Source organism: Mucilaginibacter sp. HD30 (genome assembly GCF_054061755.1).
The window spans coordinates 2,115,361-2,137,228 of the sequence record NZ_JBSSEO010000001.1; the positions used below are offsets into that span (position 1 = coordinate 2,115,361).

Genomic DNA, 21,868 nt, shown 5'->3' on the forward strand with positions numbered 1-21,868 from the left:
TATGAAGATCACATTCCTTGTTATCGGCAAAACTGAAGATGAGTATTTAAAAGAAGGTATTGATAAATACGTTAAGCGCCTTAAACACTACACCAAATTGGAAGTGGTAGAGGTGCCTGAGCTAAAAAACACCAAATCTTTAACGCAGGATCAGCAGAAGACTAAAGAAGCTGAATTGTTACTGAAAAAAATAACCGCTACAGATTATGTTATTCTGCTGGATGAGCGCGGTGCAGAACTATCATCAAAACAGTTTGCCGGTTATTTAGAAAAGCGGGCGCATGCAGCCGCAGATCTGGTATTTATAGTGGGTGGGCCTTATGGATTTGATCAATCAGTGTATGCGAGGGCAAATGATAAGCTTTCTTTATCCCGTATGACCCTCTCTCATCAAATGATACGCCTGTTCTTTACAGAAGCTTTATATAGGGCATTCACCATTTTAAAGGGCGAGCCTTATCACCACGAGTAATTATTGTTTGTTTATCTCGACCCAAAGCAAGTCTTTCAACTGATCAATATTTTTTTGCGCTACCGATGATATAAAAACTGAAGGAATATCCGTCGGCACTTCTTTTTTCATTTCTTCCATCAGCTCCTCGTCCAACATATCTGCCTTGGTAATTGCCAAAACACGTGGTTTGTGCATTAACTCAGGGTTGTACTCGTTCAACTCCCTCAATAAAATGTCAAACTCTTGTTTAATAGAACGGGTAGTATCAGCCGGAACCATAAACAACAACACGGCGTTGCGTTCAATGTGTTTAAGAAAACGTATGCCCAGGCCTTTGCCGGTGGATGCTCCTTCAATTATTCCAGGAATATCGGCCATTACAAATGAACGGTTACCACGGTAAGCAACAATGCCTAAATTAGGTACCAGGGTAGTAAAAGCATAGTCGGCAATTTCTGGCTTAGCTGCAGATACAACCGAAAGCAGTGTTGATTTTCCGGCGTTAGGGAAGCCCACTAAACCAACATCAGCCAAAAGCTTCAATTCAAGAATGTTCCAGTCTTCTTTACCGGGCTCGCCGGGTTGGGCAAAGCGGGGTGTTTGCAGCGTAGGTGTTTTAAAGTGCCAGTTACCTAATCCGCCACGACCGCCATCTGTTAATATGCGCGTCTCGCCGTCTTCATTTATTTCAAACAATATCTCTCCGGTTTCGGCGCTACGGGCAATAGTACCCAAAGGCACTTCCAATATTTCATCGCGGCCGGTTTTACCGCTGGATAAGCTACTGCCGCCACGGTCGCCATCACCTGCAATAACGTGCTTTCTGAATTTGAGGTGCAATAGTGTCCAAAGCTGGGCATTTCCTTTAACTATAACATGGCCGCCTCTTCCACCGTCGCCACCATCAGGTCCGCCGGTTGCGGTATGTTTATCGCGGTGCAAATGTGCAGAGCCAGCCCCGCCATGGCCAGACCGGCAGCATATTTTTACGTAATCAACAAAATTTGAACCTTGAGACATTTTTGATTTCGGATTTTAGATTTCGAATTTCGAATGTGTGCCTGGTAATTAACAAACCAGCATCCATTTTGATTTTTTATCGCAAATTCGAAAGCGAACATCCGAAATTCGAAATACAAATACCGGTAAGTCCGAAATTGAACATCCGAAATCCGAAATATTAATAACCGGCAATTATCGCATCGATAGCAGCAGCTATTTCATCGATTGTGCCGATACCGTTTATACCGGTAAATTTATTTTGTGCCTTATAGTATTCGGCAACTGGTGTAGTTTTATCGTTGTATTCTTTTATTCTTTTGCGGATGATCTCCGGATTAGCGTCATCAGGGCGACCTGAATCTTTTCCTCTTAATAACAACCTTTTCTCTAACTCATCATCGTTAACTTGAAGCGCGATCATACCTGTTATTGACGATTGCTTGCTACTTAACAACGCATCCAGCGCTTCCGCCTGTGCTGTAGTACGCGGGAAACCATCAAAAATAAACCCTTTAGCGTTTTTGTTGGAGTCAAGTTTATTACTGATCATACCGATAACCACCGCATCAGGAACCAGCATTCCCTCATCCATTAGCTTTTTAGCCTCCAAACCCAAGCTGGTACCTTGCGATATTTCGCCACGCAACAAATCGCCGGTTGAAAGATGGATAAGCCCATATTTTTCAATAAGTTTTTGTGATTGGGTGCCTTTACCAGCCCCGGGAGGGCCAAATAGTACTAAGTTGAGCATGCTTATTTTAAAATTAAAAGCCTTTCTAAGGTTGACACAGAAAGGCTTTGTTCTCAGTGCACTTGTAGGGATTCGAACCCCAAACCTTCTCATCCGTAGTGAGATGCTCTATCCAATTGAGCTACAAATGCTTTTATTTAATTTTCAACATAAAAAAGGGAATAATTCCATTTTTTTACGGACTGCAAAGATAGAATATCTTTTTAAAACATCACATTTTATTTAAAAAAAACAATACTATAATTTCTCTCGTCAATTAATTCATACCTTTATTTTCGCCGAATTAATCGCTATGGTGAAGTATAAAAGGGTAAAAAGTTTGTTTTCTGAAATTGAAGAAATACCTGAAGTACTTGATCAAAAAACGTACCCTTCATTAAATGGTATAAGGGGCGTTTCTATTTTAATGGTTGTTCTTAAGGTTGATAGTTTAGCTATAGTAAGTTTCAGGTCTGCGTATATTGCCACTCAATATGATCGTAAAGGATAACACTGTTACAAGCGTAGTGTATTTACGCGCTATTGCGGCTTTAGGCGTTTGCGTATTACATTTTCAATTAAACACCGGTCTTTCTGTCAACAAGTTTATTGATTACATAATTAAAAGCGGCAATCAGGGTGTAACAATTTTCTTCGTTATATCAGGCTTTATTTTACCACTTTCTTTATACAGAAAAGGTTACGAGATTAAAGGCTATTTTAATTTTATCTTAAAGAGAAGCCTACGGGTAGACCCGCCTTATTGGTTTTCCATTATTTTGCTTTTCACCATAGGATATTACCCATTAAGCGCTATAGAGCCGGATACGTTGTTTTATCATATTACTTACCTGATTCCCTTTATAAGCGGGCAAAGGTGGTTTACAACCGTATACTGGACGCTGGCTATTGAGTTTCAATTTTATTTACTGTTAGGATTGTTATTTCCTTTGCTGATTAAAGCTAATAAATACGTAGTTATCGCTCTGCTATTATTGCTTAGTTGCTATTGCCTTCGCTTCACTACTACTGGGTACATAGCCCCCTATTTATACTTGTTTGTTTTTGGCTATTTGGCATTTATTAGTTATTCGGAACTGATAAAACGCAGGTATTTTTTTGTGGCGCTTATAACCCTTACATTATTGATATGCAGCTTTAAATCAATTATAAGTGGCTTGATACCGTTTTTTACCGTACTAGCCATATTGTTTGTCAAGCCCCAAAAACGCGAACCTGTGACCTTCTTTTTAGGGACAATATCATACTCGATATACCTGGTACACATACCGGTAATGGATTTTCTGAAACATTTATTAGCTAACTATGCTTTATCGCCTTTGGTACTATGCGCTATATTTACCGCAACGGTTATTCCAGCTGCTTATTTGATATACCTGGTTATTGAAAAACCGGCGCTAAAGCTTTCAAAATCGGTAGTTATAACTCGCAAAAAAATACCGGCTGAAAAGCCAACTGTTTATTGAGCGATCAATAGCTGCTTAGCGTAGCGTTTAAAAATAACTTTTGCGATCTCCTCAGCGTACATAACTATTATTCGCCAAACACTTGCAAATTAATAAAATTTATAATTACTTTGCAAAACAAAGTACTTTTATATGAAATTTAATTTGATCTACTTTTTACTTGCAGCTGCTTTATTTTTTATTGAAACTGCAATAGCAATTTATATGGATGACGCCTTTATTCGCCCCTACTTTGGCGATCTGCTGGTTGTAATACTGATCTATTGCGCTGTAAAAGCTTTTATAAACTCAGCACCTATAAAAACAGCCATTGCCGTATTTTTCTTCGCCTGTTTAATAGAAGTTTCGCAGTACTTCCATTTAGTGCAAATGCTTGGCCTGGGCCGCTCGTCTACAGCAACAACAGTGCTTGGTACCCTTTTCTCCTTTACCGACATTGTAATGTACGCCCTGGGTACATTGGTAATTATTGGCACAGAGATCTATTTCAAAAGAACTGATCAAAATTTAGAAGGAACAGATGGAAGCTCAAATAAATAATAACCGCAGCCGTGTAAGATTGTGCATATGGATAGTAATAATTGGCCTGTTTATAAGTGGAATTACTGCCTTTCCTATTGAAACCCAGTTAGCATTCTTTGTAAAGCATCAGGCAAATGGTTCGTCTGACTTAAGTCTATGGCTTGATAAAGTGTACCTGGCGGTTAAAGACACGAATACACGTTATCCATTTATTAGTTATGGAACGGACTGGCTGGCTTTTGCACATATTATGTTAGCGATACTGTTTATCGGCCCGCTTAGGAGTCCTGTGCGCAACATTTGGGTGGTTCAGTTTGGTATAATCGGGGCAGTGCTCATATTTCCATTAGCATTTATTGCAGGAAGCGTGCGTGGACTACCATTTTTTTGGCAATGCATAGATTGTTCATTCGGGGTTATCACTTTGGCTGTATTGTTGCCTTGCCATAAATGGATAAAACAAATGGAGGCATCAGCATGAAAACTTTTGTGGCTAAAAACTCTATCGTTCGCCAAATTTGGGGCCGAGCAGATACTACACTGTTCATTTTTGCCGGTGCAGCTGCCGAATTTGCCTTAAACAAGGCGGTAGACTGGCTGTACTTTACCGGCAAACTGCCTGCCGACCCGCTGGGGCGGTTGTTCTCAACTATTACTTACTCGCGTTTGATAATTTTTGCTGACGAAGCCACAGCCCTGCATGCTATTGATAAGATAACAGCTATACATAAAGGTGTAGAACAAAACCGGGGTGCCACTATACCCGATTGGGCCTACCGTGATGTGTTATTTATGCTGATAGATTACAGCATACGATCATTTGAATTGATTAACAGACCATTAACCAACGCAGAAAAAGACGAAGTATTTGATGTATTTAACCGGATGGGAAAAAGGATGCAAATAGATGGATTACCCGCAAATATCACCGAGTGGTATGTAATGCGCGATACATCGCTTAAACAAAACATGATTTATAGCAACTTTACTGCCGATCTGTATAAACAATACAAAAAACACCTCGGCGCTTTCAGGTATCAGATAGTATTACAGGTGCAGGATATTTTGGTGCCGGCACATGTAAATAGTTTACTGAATCTAAAAAAAATGTTCTGGACGGCGCCGGTTATAGACATTTATAAACTATTGCGACGGGCGGGCATTGATGGTTTCTTCAGAAATGCCCTATTACCATCAGCATATAAAGAGCAAATTAAAGGTTTAGATATAAAATAAAAGGTACTGCATCAAAAGCATTTTCAAATGCGGATAATAGTTTTGGCGCAAGTGTTATAAGATAATGTGAATATAGTTAAACCAATAAACACCCAAACACAACAGTTAATCTAATAACACAAATTATATAATATGCCGTATAGGATTGCTCCCGACGCAGTTTCCTTTTTTACTAAATTTTCTCTTCTGCAGGTGCAGGAGTTTCGTTTTGCGCTTCTTTAAATTCTTTAAGTCCTTTACCCATGCCACGCATTAATTCAGGTATTTTTTTACCGCCGAAAAGCAGTAATACTATAACCAGAATAATTATTATTTCTTGTGCTCCTATTCCCATGATATGTTAATTTATTAAATTTAATATACTTAAACCGCCTTCTTCAGCAGCGACTGTTGCAATAAAACAACTACATCTGTATTCAATATCCCTGCAATTTCAAATAACCGATCAACAGTTATTCGGGTATAACCCAATTCTATTTTGCTGTAGCCGTTTTGGCCTATACCCAATTTCATGGCCATATATTCCTGCGAATAGCCAAGTTTTTCTCTTATTGTGCGGATGTTCTCTGTTAAGTGCTGCATTAGTAGTAGTGCTGTTATTACCCTACTTACGCAAAAAAGTCATTAGCGATTTTCAAACCGGCTTTTTATTTTCATTTATATTTTACAGAAAGTTTATACACAAAAAAGGGAGCCTCTTTCCCAGAAGCTCCCTTTAAAATCGTTCTTATTTAAATACTATCTTGGAGGTCCGGCAGGGCCACCAGGGCCGCCAAAACCACCTCTTCCACGTAATACAGGGCGGATCGTATCTAATTCTGCCATAGTGTAGCTTGCTGTTCTGGCTACTGTAGCTTTCCTAACAGTAGCAACATCTTCAGGTATAACTACTGTTCCTTTGTTGCCAAAGTCGCTGCGGATATAGCTTAATACTGATGCAATGTATTCATCATCATTACCACCTAAAGCAGGCATAGCATCCGGGTAAGTAGTGCCACGGATAGGGCCTGTTAAGCCATGTAATAATGTACGGATCAGCTTCTCTGGTCCAAATGCATTAACATCGGGGTTACCTGCAAGCGCCGGAGCGGTTGAGGTAGTACCACCAATAATAACGCCCTTACCATCGCCACCATGGCAGGTAAAGCAAAGTTGCTTATAAATAACTTGACCTTGCGAAACCAATTTAGCGTTTTGAGCACTTAAAGCTGCCTGACGTGCAGCTTGCTCTGCTTTGGCCTTAAGCTTGGTTTCTCTTGAATTTTGTGATAGCGCCAACATCGGATCGTTAGGATTATTCTTGATCAGATCAGCAATGATCTTTTTAGATTTATCAGAATCAACAAAACGCATGCTCAGCATTAACTGGAAGCGAACGTCAGCATCCGGGTCATTCATCATGGTAGCCAGTTGATCAATTGCTTTCGGATCAACTTTCATCATATCCTCACCTATCCATGCCACAGTTTTACGAACGCGGGCGTCGTTATCTTTCATAGCGGCTGTCCAGGTAGCGTTATCTAATGATCCCATACCGTTCAGCGTCCACAATGCGTGGATGCGGGTAAGGTGGTTAACACCCGGATCAGTAGCCAATTTTTGCAGTGATGGAACAACTGATTTATCATTGCGGATTACCAGTAATTTCTGTGCTTCATCTCTCCACCAGCCATTGCTGATATTACTTAAATGCGCCACCAACTGTGCACTCGTTTCTGTATAAAGGTTAAATTTCTGTTTAAAGTTTGGTTTGTAATCGTCATGTACCAAACGGTAGATACGGCCACGGCCTATATTCTTTTGCAGTCCTTTGTCTTCAATCTTATTGCGCAAGAAAGTTCCTTTTCTAGTCCAGTTACTTTCCTGGATAATACCATGGTACATATCTACGATATATAAGCTACCATCCGGGCCTGTTGCAGTGTTAACAGGGCGGAAGTTGATATCAGTTGATGCAATAAACTCTTGTTTGTCATAAGCGTTACGCAAAGTAATTTTACCATTGGTATTGGTAACTTTAGCGCGACGGATGATACGACCTACAGGTTCAGGAATTAACAGGTCTCCGTACAGATCTTTAGGTAACATGTTACCACGATAGATTGACTGACCTGCAACGGCTGTAAAGTGATTAAGTGTGCTGTCTGTAGGGCGCAAACGAATTGGGCCACCCTGAACGTCAGGCGTAGTTACAATTGGCCAAACTTCTTGAAATTCAGCGTCAAACTGATCTTTAGTATCTAATTGTCCGTAATGGATATTCTGTTGGAAATCGCGCGCAGGTACTTCAGCACCCGCGTTTGAAAAGAACAAACGGCCATAATCATCGTGCGTTAAACCCCATTGCGGTGGTACGCCTTCCTGTATCTCTTCGCCTATTACTTTTTCGCCTTGAAGGGTGTAACGAACAGCATCATATGTTACATACATACGATTATCCAAATTCCATATCAAACCACTTTTCTGGTGTTCAAGGTTATTGTTGTTACCAACTTGCGGGCTGGTATAAACAGTTGTTCTTTTATCAGACACGCCGTCGCCGTTAGTATCCTGAAAGCAGAATACATCGTTCGTCCAGGTAAGGCTTACCAATAAGCGGCCATTATCAAGCGGCTGTAAGGTTCTTGGCATTATAATGTTGTCAACGTAAATGGTCATTTTATCCATCACGCCGTCGCCATTAGTATCTTCTAAAAGTTTTATTCTACATTTCTCGTCACGCTGGCCGGTACCATCAGCATCAAGCATATAGGTATTCAACTCCGCTACGTACATTCTGCCCATACCATCCCATGCTATGGCTACCGGCTGACTAACCATTGGCTCAGATGCTACCAATTGCAGGTGGTAACCTGCCGGCAAGTAAATGTGCTTCATCTCTTCTTCAGGCGATTTCGGTGTAGGATCAGGGTGCATATCCACCTTTATCCTTCCTGCCGCATCGCGCTCTACAGGGTATTGTGTAGCATACTTTTGAGCAGGCTTACAGGTATAAAAAGCCACTGCCGAAACGCAGGCTATACCTAAAAGCCATTTGTTGTTATTTTTCATTCTTACAGGTTATATTTAGTTTTTAGTTTTTCGGGTTATCAATATTACATTTTTTTGCGGCCCATAGCATATTCTATACCAGCTAAAAGGTGTTGCAGAAAAAGCGGCTCCTCATAAGAAGAATCTGTGTGGCCCAAGGCGGTGTAGAACGCGCGTCCGCCATCATAATCATGCCACCAGGCTAAAGGATGGTTAGCACCCATTTTGGCTTGCGGACTTCTGGTGTAAACTTCAGGCGCAGCAGATGACTCGTCAAGGTTTAACAAAACATGCACATCTTGCGGCAAAGCCCTGTAAGCATACCACTCATCTTTACGTTCCCAACGTGCAGGTAACATTTTGGTAGCTGCCGACGTACGATCAACCACATCAATTGTTTCTGTAGGTGTACCTTGAGGGTGTGCTTTAAAGTAAGCGCCAACTAATTTTCCATACCATGCCCAATCATATTCACCATCCGACGCTGCATGTATACCTACGTACCCGCCACCATGTTGGATATATGATGTAAACGCCGCTTTATGCGCATCGTTTAAAATATGAGCGCCGGTAGTACTTATAAATATTACCGCGGCGTATTGCTTCAAATTCTCTGGAGTAAACTTGTTTTCGTCGCTGGTAGTATCGGCAACAAAATTGTTTTGTGTACCTAACTTCATAATAGCTATTGATCCGGGAATTCTTGAAGCATGCGGATAAGCACGTACTCCCTTGTCATTAACGCCTATTTTGTGAAACACCAAAACCTTGTTCGATTTAGAAGAACCTTTTTTAGCGCTTGAACAAGATGCGGTGATAGCTATAGCGGCAATTAGCGAAACGCTACAGATAAGCCTGTAATATTTTGTAAAGTTTATCATTTAGGAATGGTTTATAATTTGGTTTTTGTATGAATCGGCCGATCAAAAAACAAGAAAATTTGTGCTCTGATCGTGAAGCACAAATAGTTATTTTTTTATTAAAATAAAAAAGCCCTACCTAATTTAAAGGTAGAGCTTTTTTTAATATTTAGTTAAGCGACAATATGTATTGTACCATTTTTTTTACATCTGCCGGCGGCAATGATGGGTGCGGCGACATTGCTACGGTACCCCAGTTGCCAGAGCCACCTGCTATTACCTTTTTAACCAACATATCATAGTTGGCTTCTGTAGGCGCGTATTTTTTTGCAACATCATTATAAGCAGGGCCAATAACCTTTGTGTCTTCTTTATGACAAGCTAAACAGTCTGATTTTGACAACGCCTGTTTGCCTATTACAAGGTCTGCAGCGCTTGGCTTTGCTACTGTTGTTTTTGTAACTGTAGTGGTCTTTTTAACCGTAGTGGTTTTTTTAGTAGTTTGACCGAATGAATAATTAGCAACAAGCATAGCACATATAAAACTTGTTAATACGATAGTTCTCTTCATCTTCCTTTGGTGTATATAATTAATTGTTTTATTAATATTTAAAACTGCGGTGGGTTGAGCGAACAAATTTAAATAATATGGGTTCAAAAACAAGTCCGCCACCCCTACTCAAAAACTTATTAGCTACTTATTTTGACTTTAAAACGCACCAAAAGTTTAAAAAGTGTTAAATAATTGCAACAAAAAGGCTCACACTGCCTATGTAAAGGATACACGAAGCATTAATTCACCCTAAAATAAACTTCACTGTAGTATAATTGTTACTAAAAACTAATTTTAAAGCAAGCAATCGATTGCAATCACAACAAGTGCAGACCTGTTTTCTTTAAAAAACCACCATCCTGTCCGGAAATTTTTCGCCATAATTCATCACCATATTGCGGATATAATCGTTGCCCGGATAAGGAGTAAGCTGGGTTTTTAGTTGCTGCAGATCATTAGTTTGATAACCCGGCGCAATATAGCCCATACCATAAAACTGCCCGCGCTCAACCAAAATGCAGCTATGCTCATCATAGTTGCGCCCTTCATCGCGAATAGCAAAGGTTGGCAATGCATTGCGCAGTCCCTCAATCGCGCCGGCAACCCTATTGTTATATTCGGCTACGGCCTGTAAACCTTCGCAAGCACAGGCGCCTGGATGACTACCGGTGCAGGCATTGCTGTTGCGCTGTATAAAACACAGCTTAGGGCATAGTTCAAACTGATCAATAAGACTATGGATAATGCTGTAACCCTCGTTTATGGAGTTACAAGTATAAACAGGCTGCAGCGCGAATTTGCGCCGCTTATCAACCGCTAAACGCATATAGCCGCTCTGATCTTCAAAAACAAACAGGCCGTAAGCATGCTCAAAACGTTTTAATGATCGGTTATATTTGGGCCAAAGGCGTTTTATCTCCACTGCTTCCAACACAAAAGCTATCAGTTCGGTACCGCATTCTTTAAAGCTTATCCGGTGGATATTCCGCAAAAATTCCTGCCGCTGAGGACCTGGGTTATTACCGGTAAAATGACTGCAAACGCGCTTTTTTATATTCCGCGCTTTGCCTACATATATCACCTTGCCTCTATCGTCATGAAAATAATATATGCCGGGCATCATCGGCAGCGCCTCTATATCTGCTTTTGGCAAATGCGGTGGCAATAACTGTTCTTTTGAGTTTTGCTTAAGGGCCTTTTTAATGTGGTCGTCCCTGTCGGCACGCAGCATCATACCAAATAACTCTGCTGTGGCTTCAGCGTCACCTAAAGCACGGTGGCGGCTTTCGTTATCAATACCTAAACTGCGGCACAGCCTCCCTAAACTGTAGGATGCGTGGCCAGGCAAAATTTTGCGCCCCAACCTAACAGTGCAAAGCTTATTAGAAGTAAGTTCATACCCGGCCTGCGCCAAATGATAACGCACAAACGAGTAATCAAAATTAACGTTGTGGGCCACGAAGATCTTTCCGTGAAGCATATGGTAAACATCTGCGGCTACATCCTCAAAAGGTGGTGCCTGTTCTACCATATAGTTGGTAATGCCGGTAAGCGCGCTTATATAAATAGGTATTTCCCTGCGGGGATTTACAAGCGTGCTGTAACGTTGCGTTACTTTTTTGCCATCGTGCAGGCAAATGGCTATTTCGGTAATACCATTTGCACTGGCATGCCCCCCTGTTGTCTCAATATCTACTATGGCGTACACAGCGTAAAGTTAGCAAGTTTTGCTAATTAATTTAGTTAAAATAAAAAAAGGTTTTTAGTTTAACAATCACCACCCACCTCGCAGCTATCGCCCTCGATAACATCCAGTTTGGCAGGTTTATTGGTCGCGGCCCATTCATCATACGCTTTTTCCAGCGTTTGCAAAAAAACCGGTACTGCCTGTGCGCCTGATATACCGTATTTGTTATCAACCACAAAAAACGGCACACCGCTTATTCCGTAGCGTTGGGCCAACGTTACATCAGCATTAACATCGGTAGCGTATTGTTCTGTCGTTAGCGTTTGTTTAACTAAAATTTTATCCAAGCCAATGGCTTCGCCCAAGTCGGCGAGTGTATCATGGTCGGCTATGTTTTTCCTTTTTGTAAAATAAGCATCAAAAAGGGCCTCTTCGGCTGCCTCGCCTTTGCCGTTTTGCTTGGCCAGGTGGGCAAAGCGGTGGGCATCAAAGCTGTTGGCTACAATGGCCTTATCCAGATCATATGTTAACCCCACCTCGGCAGCCATTTGGGTAACATGATTGTTCATTTGGCCTGGCATGGTCTATCGTCCAACCCTTAATATCAGCTAAGTATTGCGTTACATTTAAGGAAGCATCGGTTTTTAAATTCGGATTAAGTTGAAAACTCATCCACTCCACTTCAATATCTGCTTTGCCATCAAACTGCTGCAAAGCTTGCTCAAACCGGCGTTTGCCTATGTAGCAAAACGGGCACATCACGTCAGACCAAATTTGTACTTTCATAATACAAATTTACTCAAGGCGCTTTTTAATGGGGTAAGCGCAAAGTAAAATTAAAGGCTATTATATGTGTTTCACGTAACAGCAAAAAAAGTGTTTTATTTCAAAATCCTGATAATCAATTAGTTATATAACTTTTACAGTCAATTTTCCTGACGAATAAGTAGTTTCACATTGTTTCATCACAAAAATTAACAATCTAAAAATCAGACACTTATCATATAATGGTGTTGCTATCGTTTCGCGAGTATTACATATTTTGTGAAACGCTTACACGCCTAAACTCACTCTTTGGTGCGTCGCAGACTGGGCAGTTATAGGTATCAATTTCTTCAAAATCAGTACCCGGTGCTATAGCATTAGCCAGGTCGCCGTATTGTTTGTCGTAGCGGCTAAGGCAGCAGTTACATTCGTAAATTGTCAGGTTATCCTCTTGTTGGGTCGCTTTAGCAGGCAGTTCCGCAGGCTCTATCGCTTCGCACTGCAAATTTTGAAAATGGTGACAAAGCGATACCAAATGCTCAGTCAACGCCAATTGCGCTACTCCGGCCGCGTAGGTGATCTCTTCCCGCGAGTTGGGGTTAAAATCGCGCGTATGCGAAATGGTATACAGGTCCTCGCCCTCCTTCTTTATAATTATCGACCCCTGCAAGCCTGTTTTTGGCTGCGTTTTAATGGCAAAGCAAAGCTGATAAGTGCGCAGGTCGGCCTCTTCAAATTGTCGTACCAATTGCAATTTGAGTTTAAGGCCTTCCTTGCAAACATCTTCAACCTGCCAGTTGAGCTCGTTAGCAGCATGGCGTACATTTAAATGGTATTTGCTTAATATCAGACCCCACTGCGGGCGATCTGTTGGGTCAATACCCTTTATGATAAGCGATTTCCAGGGCGTGGTATAGATCTGCCCAATACGGCTTTTCAAGCACAGCAGGCAAACATCCTTTAAAAAGCTAAGCGAGAAAAGCTCGTTACGGCGATAAATACCCAGCCAGTACTTATTGCTGTATTTGTTGAACCCTTCGTAATAAGGGAGGTAAAAATCAGGAAGTTTCAGAGCTTCGGTTACCTGCTTAAAAACCATGTTAAGTTTCTTCTGGACCATTTTGTAAAACAGGTCCGTGTCAACGGTGGCCCGGTTATAAAACGAATCCCGCTTTTGCAAAATAGTATCTTCAATAGCTTTAGCTAATGCAGGGATATCTTCCGAATAAACCAGTGTAGGGAAACAATACAACAGATCTGTTTTAGGGAACCTTATATAGGTAAACCAGTAATTATTGGTGTTAGAAGCAATAAGGTTGATATGCCCGCTAAAAAACGGAACAAAGGTTTGGCTGTTGTCAACCAGGTTAACCTTAAGCTTGGGCTGATGGTCAAAACCGTCAAAAATATCTTTGTATACACCCTCGCGCAGCCAGCCATCATAGTGATTAAAAATAGTATCTACTACATAGGAGCTAATGATATTAGGATGGCTATCCTCATCAACCTCATAGCTGATCTCTGATTTCAGCATATCCAGTTCCATGTCCTCCAGCCTATCAGCAGCAATGTTAAAATACAGTTGCTGCCGGTTTCCAAAACGGATATTATCAGCACCCGCAGCTTCGGCAATCAGTAAGATCTCATATAAATCGCCGGCTGATATAAAGCCTCCCGGTAAGTTTATTTTAATAAGATGCTCCATACATTATCCCGCTTTAGCCATTAGATTGCTTTGAAGCGCCGCGTCCAGCAAACGCTTAACCTCTGGCTTGCATGATCCGCAGCCCATTCCTGCACCAGTAACCGAGCATAGCTCTTTCAAACCATGGCAACCCCCTTCAATTTTATTCTGAATGTTGCCGCTGCCCACATTATTACAGCTGCAAACCAATTTGCCTATCACAGGTTCGGTGGCTTTTCCGCTGCGCAGCAGTTGCAGGCGTTTCTCGCTTAGTTCTGTCTTGTTGGCTATTAGTTCCCTAAACTCTAAAAATTCGCTTTTGTCGCCGATGAGTATAGCTCCAACCAGTCTATCCTGGTGAATAATGCATTTCTTATAGTAGCGTTTAGCCTTATCAATAAACACCACTTCTTCGTATTCAGTATCGTTAGGGCATTCTGAAAGGCCTATGCTGCACAGATCAAAGCCGTGGATCTTAATAATATTCATAAACAGGCTACCTTTGTAATAGCTGGCTATGTCACCGTTCATGTAAGCTGCAACTACACCTGCCTGTTGCTCGGCTGCTGCTGAGATCCCGTATAGGGTACCATCAAACTCGGCAATCTCGCCAATCGCGTAAATATCCGGATCGCTGGTTTGCATGCGTTCGTTTACAATTACACCACGGCGGCATTCCAGACCGCTTTCTTTAGCTATTTCAAAATTGGGATTAGTGCCTATGGCCAGTATTATGGCATCGCAGTTAAGCTTGCGCCCGCTTTTTAAGCCAACGCCTGTTAATTTAGAACGACCGTAAAACAACTGGATCTCGTCGTCGTAATAAATATCACAACCCTGATCTGCCATTTCTTCATGAAGCAGTTGGCTACCCAATGCATCCAGCTGCCTGTTCAAAAACCGAGACGTGCGCTGAATGATGGTGATCTTGATACCCATTTCGCGTAGTGATGCAGCCATTTCCAGACCCAGCAAACCACCACCTACCACAACAACATGGCCATTTTGCGGCACGTGCTTTTTAAAGTTATCGGCATCTGTACGGTTACGCATGGTGAAAATACCCGGTAGCTGCGGCACATTCCTCGGAACCGCTGCCCTGCTGCCGGTAGCCATCAACAATACGTCATAAGCTGTTTTAACACCTCGTGAGTCGGTAACTATTTTGTTGGCGCGATCAATTTTTTCAATGCTTACCCCGCGCAGCAGGTTTATGTTGTATTCCGGCTCTTCTTCGTCGGTCATTTTTACCAGTTGCTCCCACTTCTGTTCGCCGCTTATGTAATCAGGCAGCATAATGCGGTTATAGAACGGAAAATTCTCCTTACTGAAAACAGTTATCTTATCTTCCTTATTTAACTCTCTATATGATTTTACAAAACCATATGAGCCGGCGCCGGCACCAATTACAACTATGCGCTGAAAAGGCTTTTTATATTTTTCTACCCTTACAGCACAATATTTAAAATCAGGCTCTTTAGACATCGGGTCAACCTGATCGGATGTCAAGTTATTTGCCCTGTTCAAATCATTACCTAATACTTTACCCCAATGCATTGGCAGAAAAACAACGCCCTGCTTTATTTGGGTTGATATTTTGGCTTTAACCTGCACTTCGCCCCTTCTTGATGTTATAATTGCGACATCGCCCTCATTAATTTGCAAGGCTTGTGCATCTATTGGATGGATCTCTAAAAACGAAGCCGGATAATGCTGATTGAGCTTATTTACCTTACCTGTTTTGCTCATTGTATGCCACTGATCGCGGATGCGGCCCGTGGTTAATACAAATGGGAAACGCGCGTCGGGCATTTCGCTTGTCAGCTCATCGGGCACAGCATGAATAATAGCCCGGGTGGATGGGGTATAAAATTTCTTATCGGTAAATAAACGCGCCGTACCGTGCAGCGGACTTTTCTTTTTATAGGGCCATTGCACCGTTTTGCGCGTCTTAAGAATATCATAATTCAAGCCGCTTATGTCAATATTGGTTTTCTCTGTTAGTTTAGCGTGCTCAGCATAAATTGCTGCTGCATTTTTAAAATCAAACCCCTTATAGCCCATTTTTTGCGCAAAGCGACAAATTATCTCTGCATCGGGCAAAGCTTCGCCCGGCGCATCAATTATTTTATTGAGATAACTTATGCGACGCTCCGAATTGGTCATTGTGCCCTCCTTTTCGGCCCAGGCAGCAGCAGGCAATATTACATCAGCATAAGCCAAACTTTCTGATCTGTCGGTTACCTCTTGCACAACCACAAACTTGGCCTTTTTAAGCGCCTCTTCTGCAAGGCGTACATTAGGCAAACTGGTCATTGGGTTAGTACACAATATCCAAATAGCTTTTAAGCGGCCATCATTCAGCGCCTCAAACATCTCGGTGGCAGAAAGACCGGCTTGCGGATTAATGGTTGCGCCGCCCCAAAATTTCTGTACTTCTTCGCGTTGCACCGGGTTAGCCAGGTCTCTGTGTGCAGGCAACAAATTGGATAAACCACCCACCTCGCGCCCGCCCATGGCGTTGGGTTGCCCGGTTAACGACATCGGACCCGAACCCGGCTTACCGATATGCCCGGTGATCAAATTAAGATTTATAAGGCTCAGGTTTTTATTTACACCGATAGCGCTTTGATTAAGCCCCATTGTCCACATAGAGATATAGCCTTTAGCATTGCCGATATATTTTGCGGCTAAACGAATATCAGCTTCGCTAACTCCGCAAATTAATGCCGACTCATGTACCGTTTTGCTAAATACTAATTCGCTGTATGCTTCAAATCCTTCAGCATGATTGGTGATAAAATCAAGATCAATATCACCGTTCTCTATCAGCACACGTCCAATGGCATGGTTTAGTGTAATATCTGTTCCCGGGTTGATCTGCAAATGCAGATCAGCAATACTTGCGCTATCAGTAACCCGAGGATCAACAATAATGATCTTAATGTTCGGGTTAGCTGCTTTATGTGCCTCAACCCGTCTCCATAAAATGGGGTGGCACCATGCGGGGTTAGCTCCTGTAACATAAAAACAATCGGCCAATTCGATATCATCATAACAAACCGGAACGCTGTCTTCGCCGAGGGCTTTTTTGTAGCCCACAACTGCACTGCTCATGCACAGGCGCGAATTCGTATCAATATTATTGCTGCCGATGAAACCCTTCATCAGCTTATTCAGTACATAATATTCCTCGGTAAGGCACTGGCCCGAAGCGTAAAACGCTACCGAATCCGGCCCGTATTTATCAATAAAAGTTTTAAAAACTGCCGCAGCACGGTCAAGCGCATCATCCCAGCTTACACGCTGCATGGGCATACTTTTATTATACCGCATCTGCGGATAAAGCAATCTGTCGCTTTTGTCGTTAACGGTATGGTGCAGGTTAATGCCCTTGCTGCAAAGCATGCCCATATTTACCGGGTGGGCCTTATCCCCTTCAACGGTAATGGTGCCGTTTTTTTCCTTACTAACAAGCACACCACAGCCCACCCCGCAGTAGCAGCAGGTAGAGGTAAAACTTTCGGTGTTCTTTCTCGTCATGAGCTTTTTTACAGGGCAAAAGTTATACAGCGCTGCCCGCCATGTTGCTGTTTAACTCAACCTTAGCATTGGGTTGTTTCTGAAAACGGGTTATAAGTATTACAAACGATATGGCAATTACAATATAACCTATGTAAGTAAAGGCCTCTACATAAGTAATGCTCTCTGATTTGAACAGGAAGCCAAATAGCATACCACCAACATTACCACCAGCGCCTACAATGCCGCTTACCAAACCAACATTTTTGGTGTTTATAAAAGGTACAATACCATAGGTGGCACCGTTTGACATTTTAAGGAACATAGCGAACGTAAGCATTGAAGCTATTGCTATAAACAAAGAGCCGGCTTGCGCGAATAATAATAATCCGCAACCCTCTAACAGTAATACCCCGGCCAACAGCAAGCCTTTACCACGCATGCCATACTTTTTACCCACTTTATCAGATGCTATCCCACCTACCGCACGCGCAAAAATATTCATAAAACCAAATATGCCTGCCCAAAAACCAGCCGTGCTTTGATCTAAATGAAAGCTATCTACAAAATGCAACGCCGCTACGTTATCAAACGTAAGTTCCATACCGAAACACATGGCATACGCCAGCATTAGCGCCCAAACACGCCAATCAGTCAATACGCTCCAGTCGGTTTTGGTATTTTGCTGTTTATAGCCAATTTCATCATAGTTACCATTAGGTGTATCTTTAGTATACCGGTGATATAAAAACGCCATTACCAGCATCATCACACCCGGCACTATCATGGCATGGCGCCATGCCTGTGCCGGCGAATAGCCAAATCCCACAATGGCGGTAAATATTAAAGGCATTACCATATTAGTTACACCGCCACCTAAATTGCCCCAACCGCCGGTGATGGCGTTAGCCGTTCCCTTAATGCTGGGTGCAAACATCATTGATGTATGGAACTGGGTAATGACAAACGAGGCCCCTATAACGCCAATAGCTAACCTAAACATAAGAAAAGTAGTGTAGCTGTGTGCCAAGCCCACTAAGAAAACCGGAATGGCTCCAACCAGCAATAACCTTACTGCTGTTTTACGCGGCCCCCAGGTATCACATAGCTTACCTATTAAAAGGCGCGCTATTATGGTTGCTGTTACTGATGCAATGATGATGTTACCCACCTGTGCTTTGGTAAGGCCAAGTTCGGCACGGATGGTAGGCATTAAAGGCGCCAAACCAAACCATCCGAAGAAACACACAAAAAACATTAACCAGGTAATGTGAAAAGTGCGCATTTGCACCCCGCTTAAACTGAAGATCCTGATCTTGCTTAATTGATTTGCTGTTGTAGTCATGCTGTTATTGTTTTAGTATAGTATTTGATCTTAGTGCTCGTCGGCGATGGAGAATTTTTCTATCAATAAATTTAACAACCTGTCGTGTATCTCCATGTATTTTGGGTCGTGTACAATATCTTTTTTATTACGTGGGCGAGCCAACGGAATATCAACGATCTCTTTTATCGTAGCGGCAGGGCCATTGTTCATTACCACTACCCTGTCCGATAAGAAAATCGCTTCTTCAATATCGTGCGTAACCATTACAATGGTCTTTTCGCGGTTATCCAGGTTCCAAAGTTTTAGCAGTTCAATGTGCATTGAGCTTTTGGTCAATGCATCTAATGCGCCAAAGGGCTCATCTAACAATAAAATTTTAGGATTGATAGAGAACGCCCGAGCAATTGCCACCCGCTGCTTCATACCGCCCGATAAATGGCCCGGTAGTTTGTCTTTATGATCCCACAGGTGAACCATTTTAAGGTTGGCTTCAACGAGGGCGCGTTTCTCTTCGGTACTTAAGTTTGGAAGCGCAGAATCAACTGCTACCATAATGTTTTTATAAACGCTCATCCAGGGTAGCAGCGAATAGTTTTGAAAAACTATACCCCGGTCAGGTCCGGGAGCGGATACTTTAGCTCCGTTTGCATAAACTTCGCCGCTGGTAGCCTTAACCATGCCGCTAATGGTACCCATTAAGGTTGATTTACCACAACCTGAATGACCTATAAGGGAAATGATTTCGCCTTTTTGTACGGTTAAGTTAATGTCTTTAACGGCTGTGTAAACACCTTTAGCGGTTTTAAAGCTTACCGTAACATTGTTTACCTCTATACTTGTTTCTGCAGCGGCCTGCTTAAGCAGCGCGTCTGCAACTGCTTCTATATTCTTATCTACCGTAATAACTGATCTATCTATCATGATGAAATAATTTAAGGTTACGCATACGAAAACCGCTGCTGTAACCAGGTAAAACATTTATCTAACAAGGAACCCACAATACCAATTATGATGATGGCAACCAAAATTTTAGCTACGTTACCGCCGTTAAACCCTTCTTCCCAAACAAAGTAACCCAGGCCCATCCCGCCCGAAAGCATTTCGCCGGCAACAATAACCATCCAGGCTACGCCGATGGAAAGGCGAAGGCCGGTTATAACATGTGGAAGACTATAAGGAACCAAGATCTTGGTTAGGTATTTCCACGTTGAAAACCCAAAAGCACGACTAACATTCTTATGATCCTGCGGAACGCTTGCTGCGCCTACCGCGGCATTTATTAACGTCGGCCAAAGCGAACAGATAAAGATCATGAATATGCTTGCCTTAGGCGAGTCTTGAAAAATGGCCAACCCTAACGGGAACCACGCCAATGGAGATACCGGGCGCAGTATTTGTACTATTGGGTTAACCATTCGCATAGCTATTGAGCTGCTGCCCATCAACATACCTAATGGAATTGCCAACAAGCTTCCTAATCCAAACCCTATACCTACCCTACCTAAAGAGCTTAATAATTTTGTGCCGATGCCTTTATAGTCAGGGTCGTCCTGAAAGGGCTGCTGCATTACTTCTTTAAAAACCACCCAGGTATCGCCCGGGCTTGGAATTTCATTGGCTGTTAGCTTTGAAATACCTGCCCATATCCCGCCCAAAATGAACATGCCTGCGCAGAAGTACCCGAAGGAAATTAATGACTGAATTGAAAATATCTTTTTCATTTTATCTTGTTTAAAAGATGAATAAGCGGCAGGCTACAATTGCAGCCTGCCGATAGAAATTATTTTTTTGCTCCGGCTATATAAGCGGCCGGATTGTTCGGATCGAAAGTGATCGTTTCCAGGTTTGTCTTAAACGGTTTCATGTCGTCGGCAATGGGCACATTCATGCTTTTTGCCACTTCTTCATACAGATCGCTCATGATCAGTTTTTGCGCAATGGCTTTGTAATTAGGAGCGCTATCCAACATGCCGAAACGTACATATTGTGCCATAAACCAAACACCATATGATATGCGTGGGGTGTTTACCTGGCCATTTTTGTAAAATAACATATAGTCGTCTTTGTATTTTTGCACACCCAGGTCACAACCCAAGTCGGTTGATCCCATCAGTCGTGCTTCAATTACCTGAACAGGAGCATTAACATAATTGGGTCTGCTTAAAAACAAAGCGGCTTTTTTGCGATTGCTCATTACATCTAACCATTTGCAAGCGTCAATAATGGCTTTCATTACGTTTTTCAGATCCTCTTTATCAGTATCAGCAAAAGCCTTGTTTACTACCAATGCCTTTTCAGGATGATCTTTCCATATATCCTGGCTGGCTATGTGTGTAAAGCCGATATTCTGAGTAGCTGCGACACCATTCCATGGCTCACCTACGCAAAAACCTTCCATGTTATCAACCTTCATGTTGGCCACCATTTGCGGCGGAGGGATGGTGATGATGCCTACCGATTTTGAGTTTACACCCGCAGCAGCCAACCAGTTACGCAACCATATATCGTGCGTACCACCCGGAAACGTCATGGCGAAGGTTACTTCTTTTTTAGTTTTTAACTGCTTTACAGCACCAGCAACGCTCTTAAGATCTTTATAGCCAACGCTTCCGCAGAAGTCTTTTGATAAAGTAATTGCTTGGCCATTGCTGCTCAATATCATGGCGATTTTCATTTCTGAACCGGCTTTACCGCCAATGCCTGTATATACTGAAAAAGGCATGGAGAACAGGCAATGAGCGCCGTCTAACTCGCCGTTTAATATTTTATCGCGTACAACTGCCCACGACGCTTCTTTGGTTATCTGAACATCAACACCATATTTAGCGAAGAAGCCCATTTCTTTTGCTATTACCAACGGCGCGCAATCTGTTAGTGGGATAAACCCCAGTTTAATGACGCGCTTAGGCGGATTTGCGCCCTTAGCTACACCAAATAACAGGGTTAGCAATATGCAGGCAAAAAACAATTTTGATATCTTATTTATATTTTGAGTCATGATTTCTACGT

22 protein-coding genes and 1 tRNA gene are annotated in these 21,868 nt (G+C 42.3%); 6 read left to right on the plus strand and 17 right to left on the minus strand.

The annotated features are described in order from the left end of the window. Position 1: 1 nt before the first annotated feature. The gene (gene rlmH, locus ACVW2L_RS10215; protein WP_457127861.1) at positions 2-472 is read left to right on the plus strand and encodes a 23S rRNA (pseudouridine(1915)-N(3))-methyltransferase RlmH; all 471 of its coding nucleotides are present in this window, start codon (positions 2-4) and stop codon (positions 470-472) included. Here rlmH and obgE read toward each other — a convergent pair whose 3' ends face one another. From obgE to ACVW2L_RS10230, 3 genes are all read right to left on the minus strand, one after another. After that, entirely contained in the window at positions 473-1,474 is a 1,002-nt protein-coding gene (gene obgE / locus ACVW2L_RS10220) for a GTPase ObgE (protein ID WP_457127862.1), read from the minus strand. A gap of 160 nt (positions 1,475-1,634) precedes the next feature. Then, positions 1,635-2,207 carry an adenylate kinase gene (locus ACVW2L_RS10225; RefSeq protein WP_457127863.1) on the minus strand — a complete coding sequence of 191 codons (573 nt, stop codon included), beginning with the start codon at positions 2,205-2,207 and terminating at the stop codon, positions 1,635-1,637. Between the two features lie 57 nt (positions 2,208-2,264). Beyond that, positions 2,265-2,338, minus strand: a tRNA-Arg gene (locus ACVW2L_RS10230). Positions 2,339-2,499: 161 nt separating this feature from the next. Between ACVW2L_RS10230 and ACVW2L_RS10235 the strand changes: the two genes are divergently transcribed. The 5 genes from ACVW2L_RS10235 (at position 2,500) to ACVW2L_RS10255 (ending at position 5,431) form a co-directional block, all read left to right on the plus strand. Then, the gene (locus ACVW2L_RS10235; protein WP_457127864.1) at positions 2,500-2,697 is read left to right on the plus strand and encodes a hypothetical protein; all 198 of its coding nucleotides are present in this window, start codon (positions 2,500-2,502) and stop codon (positions 2,695-2,697) included. Then, positions 2,681-3,673 carry an acyltransferase family protein gene (locus tag ACVW2L_RS10240; RefSeq protein WP_457127865.1) on the plus strand — a complete coding sequence of 331 codons (993 nt, stop codon included), beginning with the start codon at positions 2,681-2,683 and terminating at the stop codon, positions 3,671-3,673. Before ACVW2L_RS10235 ends, ACVW2L_RS10240 begins: the two co-directional genes overlap by 17 nt. Positions 3,674-3,805: 132 nt before the next feature. Beyond that, entirely contained in the window at positions 3,806-4,213 is a 408-nt protein-coding gene (locus ACVW2L_RS10245; protein WP_457127866.1) for a ribosomal maturation YjgA family protein, read from the plus strand. Beyond that, positions 4,194-4,676, plus strand: a complete 483-nt coding sequence (locus ACVW2L_RS10250; protein WP_457127867.1) for a hypothetical protein — start codon at positions 4,194-4,196, stop codon at positions 4,674-4,676. The genes ACVW2L_RS10245 and ACVW2L_RS10250 overlap by 20 nt, the downstream gene beginning before the upstream one ends. Continuing rightward, positions 4,646-5,431, plus strand: coding sequence for an oxygenase MpaB family protein (locus tag ACVW2L_RS10255; RefSeq protein ID WP_457127868.1), 786 nt, complete (start codon positions 4,646-4,648; stop codon positions 5,429-5,431). Before ACVW2L_RS10250 ends, ACVW2L_RS10255 begins: the two co-directional genes overlap by 31 nt. A 172-nt stretch (positions 5,432-5,603) precedes the next feature. Here ACVW2L_RS10255 and tatA read toward each other — a convergent pair whose 3' ends face one another. The 14 genes from tatA to ACVW2L_RS10325 form a co-directional block, all read right to left on the minus strand. Next, on the minus strand, positions 5,604-5,765 hold the full coding sequence (gene tatA, locus ACVW2L_RS10260; RefSeq protein ID WP_457127869.1) for a twin-arginine translocase TatA/TatE family subunit: 162 nt from the start codon (positions 5,763-5,765) through the stop codon (positions 5,604-5,606). Positions 5,766-5,794: 29 nt separating this feature from the next. Beyond that, a complete protein-coding gene (locus ACVW2L_RS10265; RefSeq protein WP_457127870.1) occupies positions 5,795-6,013 on the minus strand; it encodes a helix-turn-helix domain-containing protein in 219 nt (72 codons plus the stop codon). Positions 6,014-6,169: 156 nt separating this feature from the next. Beyond that, on the minus strand, positions 6,170-8,482 hold the full coding sequence (locus tag ACVW2L_RS10270) for a DUF7133 domain-containing protein (protein ID WP_457127871.1): 2,313 nt from the start codon (positions 8,480-8,482) through the stop codon (positions 6,170-6,172). 44 nt (positions 8,483-8,526) lie between these two features. Further along, positions 8,527-9,342, minus strand: a complete 816-nt coding sequence (locus ACVW2L_RS10275; protein ID WP_457127872.1) for a ThuA domain-containing protein — start codon at positions 9,340-9,342, stop codon at positions 8,527-8,529. Positions 9,343-9,490: 148 nt separating this feature from the next. Next, on the minus strand, positions 9,491-9,892 hold the full coding sequence (locus ACVW2L_RS10280) for a c-type cytochrome (protein ID WP_457127873.1): 402 nt from the start codon (positions 9,890-9,892) through the stop codon (positions 9,491-9,493). Positions 9,893-10,217: 325 nt separating this feature from the next. Next, the gene (locus tag ACVW2L_RS10285) at positions 10,218-11,582 is read right to left on the minus strand and encodes an exonuclease domain-containing protein (RefSeq protein ID WP_457127874.1); all 1,365 of its coding nucleotides are present in this window, start codon (positions 11,580-11,582) and stop codon (positions 10,218-10,220) included. Positions 11,583-11,641: 59 nt separating this feature from the next. After that, complete coding sequence (locus ACVW2L_RS10290; RefSeq protein ID WP_457127875.1) at positions 11,642-12,109, minus strand: DsbA family oxidoreductase; 468 nt, start codon at positions 12,107-12,109, stop codon at positions 11,642-11,644. Then, positions 12,081-12,347: a DsbA family protein gene (locus tag ACVW2L_RS10295; protein ID WP_457127876.1), complete on the minus strand. Its 267-nt coding sequence runs from the start codon at positions 12,345-12,347 to the stop codon at positions 12,081-12,083. The genes ACVW2L_RS10290 and ACVW2L_RS10295 overlap by 29 nt, the downstream gene beginning before the upstream one ends. Before the next feature lie 247 nt (positions 12,348-12,594). Beyond that, the gene (locus tag ACVW2L_RS10300) at positions 12,595-14,031 is read right to left on the minus strand and encodes a rubredoxin (RefSeq protein ID WP_457127877.1); all 1,437 of its coding nucleotides are present in this window, start codon (positions 14,029-14,031) and stop codon (positions 12,595-12,597) included. A 3-nt stretch (positions 14,032-14,034) separates the two neighbouring features. Beyond that, positions 14,035-17,553, minus strand: a complete 3,519-nt coding sequence (locus ACVW2L_RS10305; protein ID WP_457127878.1) for a molybdopterin-dependent oxidoreductase — start codon at positions 17,551-17,553, stop codon at positions 14,035-14,037. Positions 17,554-17,575: 22 nt separating this feature from the next. Next, positions 17,576-18,877, minus strand: coding sequence for a NarK family nitrate/nitrite MFS transporter (locus tag ACVW2L_RS10310; RefSeq protein WP_457127879.1), 1,302 nt, complete (start codon positions 18,875-18,877; stop codon positions 17,576-17,578). Between the two features lie 30 nt (positions 18,878-18,907). Continuing rightward, a complete protein-coding gene (locus ACVW2L_RS10315) occupies positions 18,908-19,780 on the minus strand; it encodes an ABC transporter ATP-binding protein (protein WP_457127880.1) in 873 nt (290 codons plus the stop codon). A gap of 17 nt (positions 19,781-19,797) precedes the next feature. Next, positions 19,798-20,580 carry an ABC transporter permease gene (locus tag ACVW2L_RS10320; RefSeq protein WP_457127881.1) on the minus strand — a complete coding sequence of 261 codons (783 nt, stop codon included), beginning with the start codon at positions 20,578-20,580 and terminating at the stop codon, positions 19,798-19,800. Between the two features lie 59 nt (positions 20,581-20,639). Next, positions 20,640-21,857 (minus strand): CmpA/NrtA family ABC transporter substrate-binding protein, encoded by a 1,218-nt coding sequence (locus ACVW2L_RS10325; protein ID WP_457127882.1) that lies wholly within the window; start codon positions 21,855-21,857, stop codon positions 20,640-20,642. Positions 21,858-21,868: the final 11 nt, after the last annotated feature.

Bases quoted from the DNA above. Each gene is read 5' to 3' on its own strand.
- ACVW2L_RS10305 (WP_457127878.1), bottom strand. From the start codon at position 17,553: ATGACGAGAAAGAACACCGAAAGTTTTACCTCTACCTGCTGCTACTGC.
- tatA (WP_457127869.1), bottom strand. From the start codon at position 5,765: ATGGGAATAGGAGCACAAGAAATAATAATTATTCTGGTTATAGTATTA.
- ACVW2L_RS10275 (WP_457127872.1), bottom strand. From the start codon at position 9,342: ATGATAAACTTTACAAAATATTACAGGCTTATCTGTAGCGTTTCGCTA.
- ACVW2L_RS10250 (WP_457127867.1), top strand. From the start codon at position 4,194: ATGGAAGCTCAAATAAATAATAACCGCAGCCGTGTAAGATTGTGCATA.
- rlmH (WP_457127861.1), top strand. From the start codon at position 2: ATGAAGATCACATTCCTTGTTATCGGCAAAACTGAAGATGAGTATTTA.
- ACVW2L_RS10320 (WP_457127881.1), bottom strand. From the start codon at position 20,580: ATGAAAAAGATATTTTCAATTCAGTCATTAATTTCCTTCGGGTACTTC.
- ACVW2L_RS10290 (WP_457127875.1), bottom strand. From the start codon at position 12,109: ATGGCTGCCGAGGTGGGGTTAACATATGATCTGGATAAGGCCATTGTA.
- ACVW2L_RS10240 (WP_457127865.1), top strand. From the start codon at position 2,681: ATGATCGTAAAGGATAACACTGTTACAAGCGTAGTGTATTTACGCGCT.
- obgE (WP_457127862.1), bottom strand. From the start codon at position 1,474: ATGTCTCAAGGTTCAAATTTTGTTGATTACGTAAAAATATGCTGCCGG.
- ACVW2L_RS10295 (WP_457127876.1), bottom strand. From the start codon at position 12,347: ATGAAAGTACAAATTTGGTCTGACGTGATGTGCCCGTTTTGCTACATA.
- ACVW2L_RS10315 (WP_457127880.1), bottom strand. From the start codon at position 19,780: ATGATAGATAGATCAGTTATTACGGTAGATAAGAATATAGAAGCAGTT.
- ACVW2L_RS10235 (WP_457127864.1), top strand. From the start codon at position 2,500: ATGGTGAAGTATAAAAGGGTAAAAAGTTTGTTTTCTGAAATTGAAGAA.
- ACVW2L_RS10310 (WP_457127879.1), bottom strand. From the start codon at position 18,877: ATGACTACAACAGCAAATCAATTAAGCAAGATCAGGATCTTCAGTTTA.
- ACVW2L_RS10245 (WP_457127866.1), top strand. From the start codon at position 3,806: ATGAAATTTAATTTGATCTACTTTTTACTTGCAGCTGCTTTATTTTTT.
- ACVW2L_RS10255 (WP_457127868.1), top strand. From the start codon at position 4,646: ATGGATAAAACAAATGGAGGCATCAGCATGAAAACTTTTGTGGCTAAA.
- ACVW2L_RS10225 (WP_457127863.1), bottom strand. From the start codon at position 2,207: ATGCTCAACTTAGTACTATTTGGCCCTCCCGGGGCTGGTAAAGGCACC.
- ACVW2L_RS10265 (WP_457127870.1), bottom strand. From the start codon at position 6,013: ATGCAGCACTTAACAGAGAACATCCGCACAATAAGAGAAAAACTTGGC.
- ACVW2L_RS10270 (WP_457127871.1), bottom strand. From the start codon at position 8,482: ATGAAAAATAACAACAAATGGCTTTTAGGTATAGCCTGCGTTTCGGCA.
- ACVW2L_RS10325 (WP_457127882.1), bottom strand. From the start codon at position 21,857: ATGACTCAAAATATAAATAAGATATCAAAATTGTTTTTTGCCTGCATA.
- ACVW2L_RS10280 (WP_457127873.1), bottom strand. From the start codon at position 9,892: ATGAAGAGAACTATCGTATTAACAAGTTTTATATGTGCTATGCTTGTT.
- ACVW2L_RS10300 (WP_457127877.1), bottom strand. From the start codon at position 14,031: ATGGAGCATCTTATTAAAATAAACTTACCGGGAGGCTTTATATCAGCC.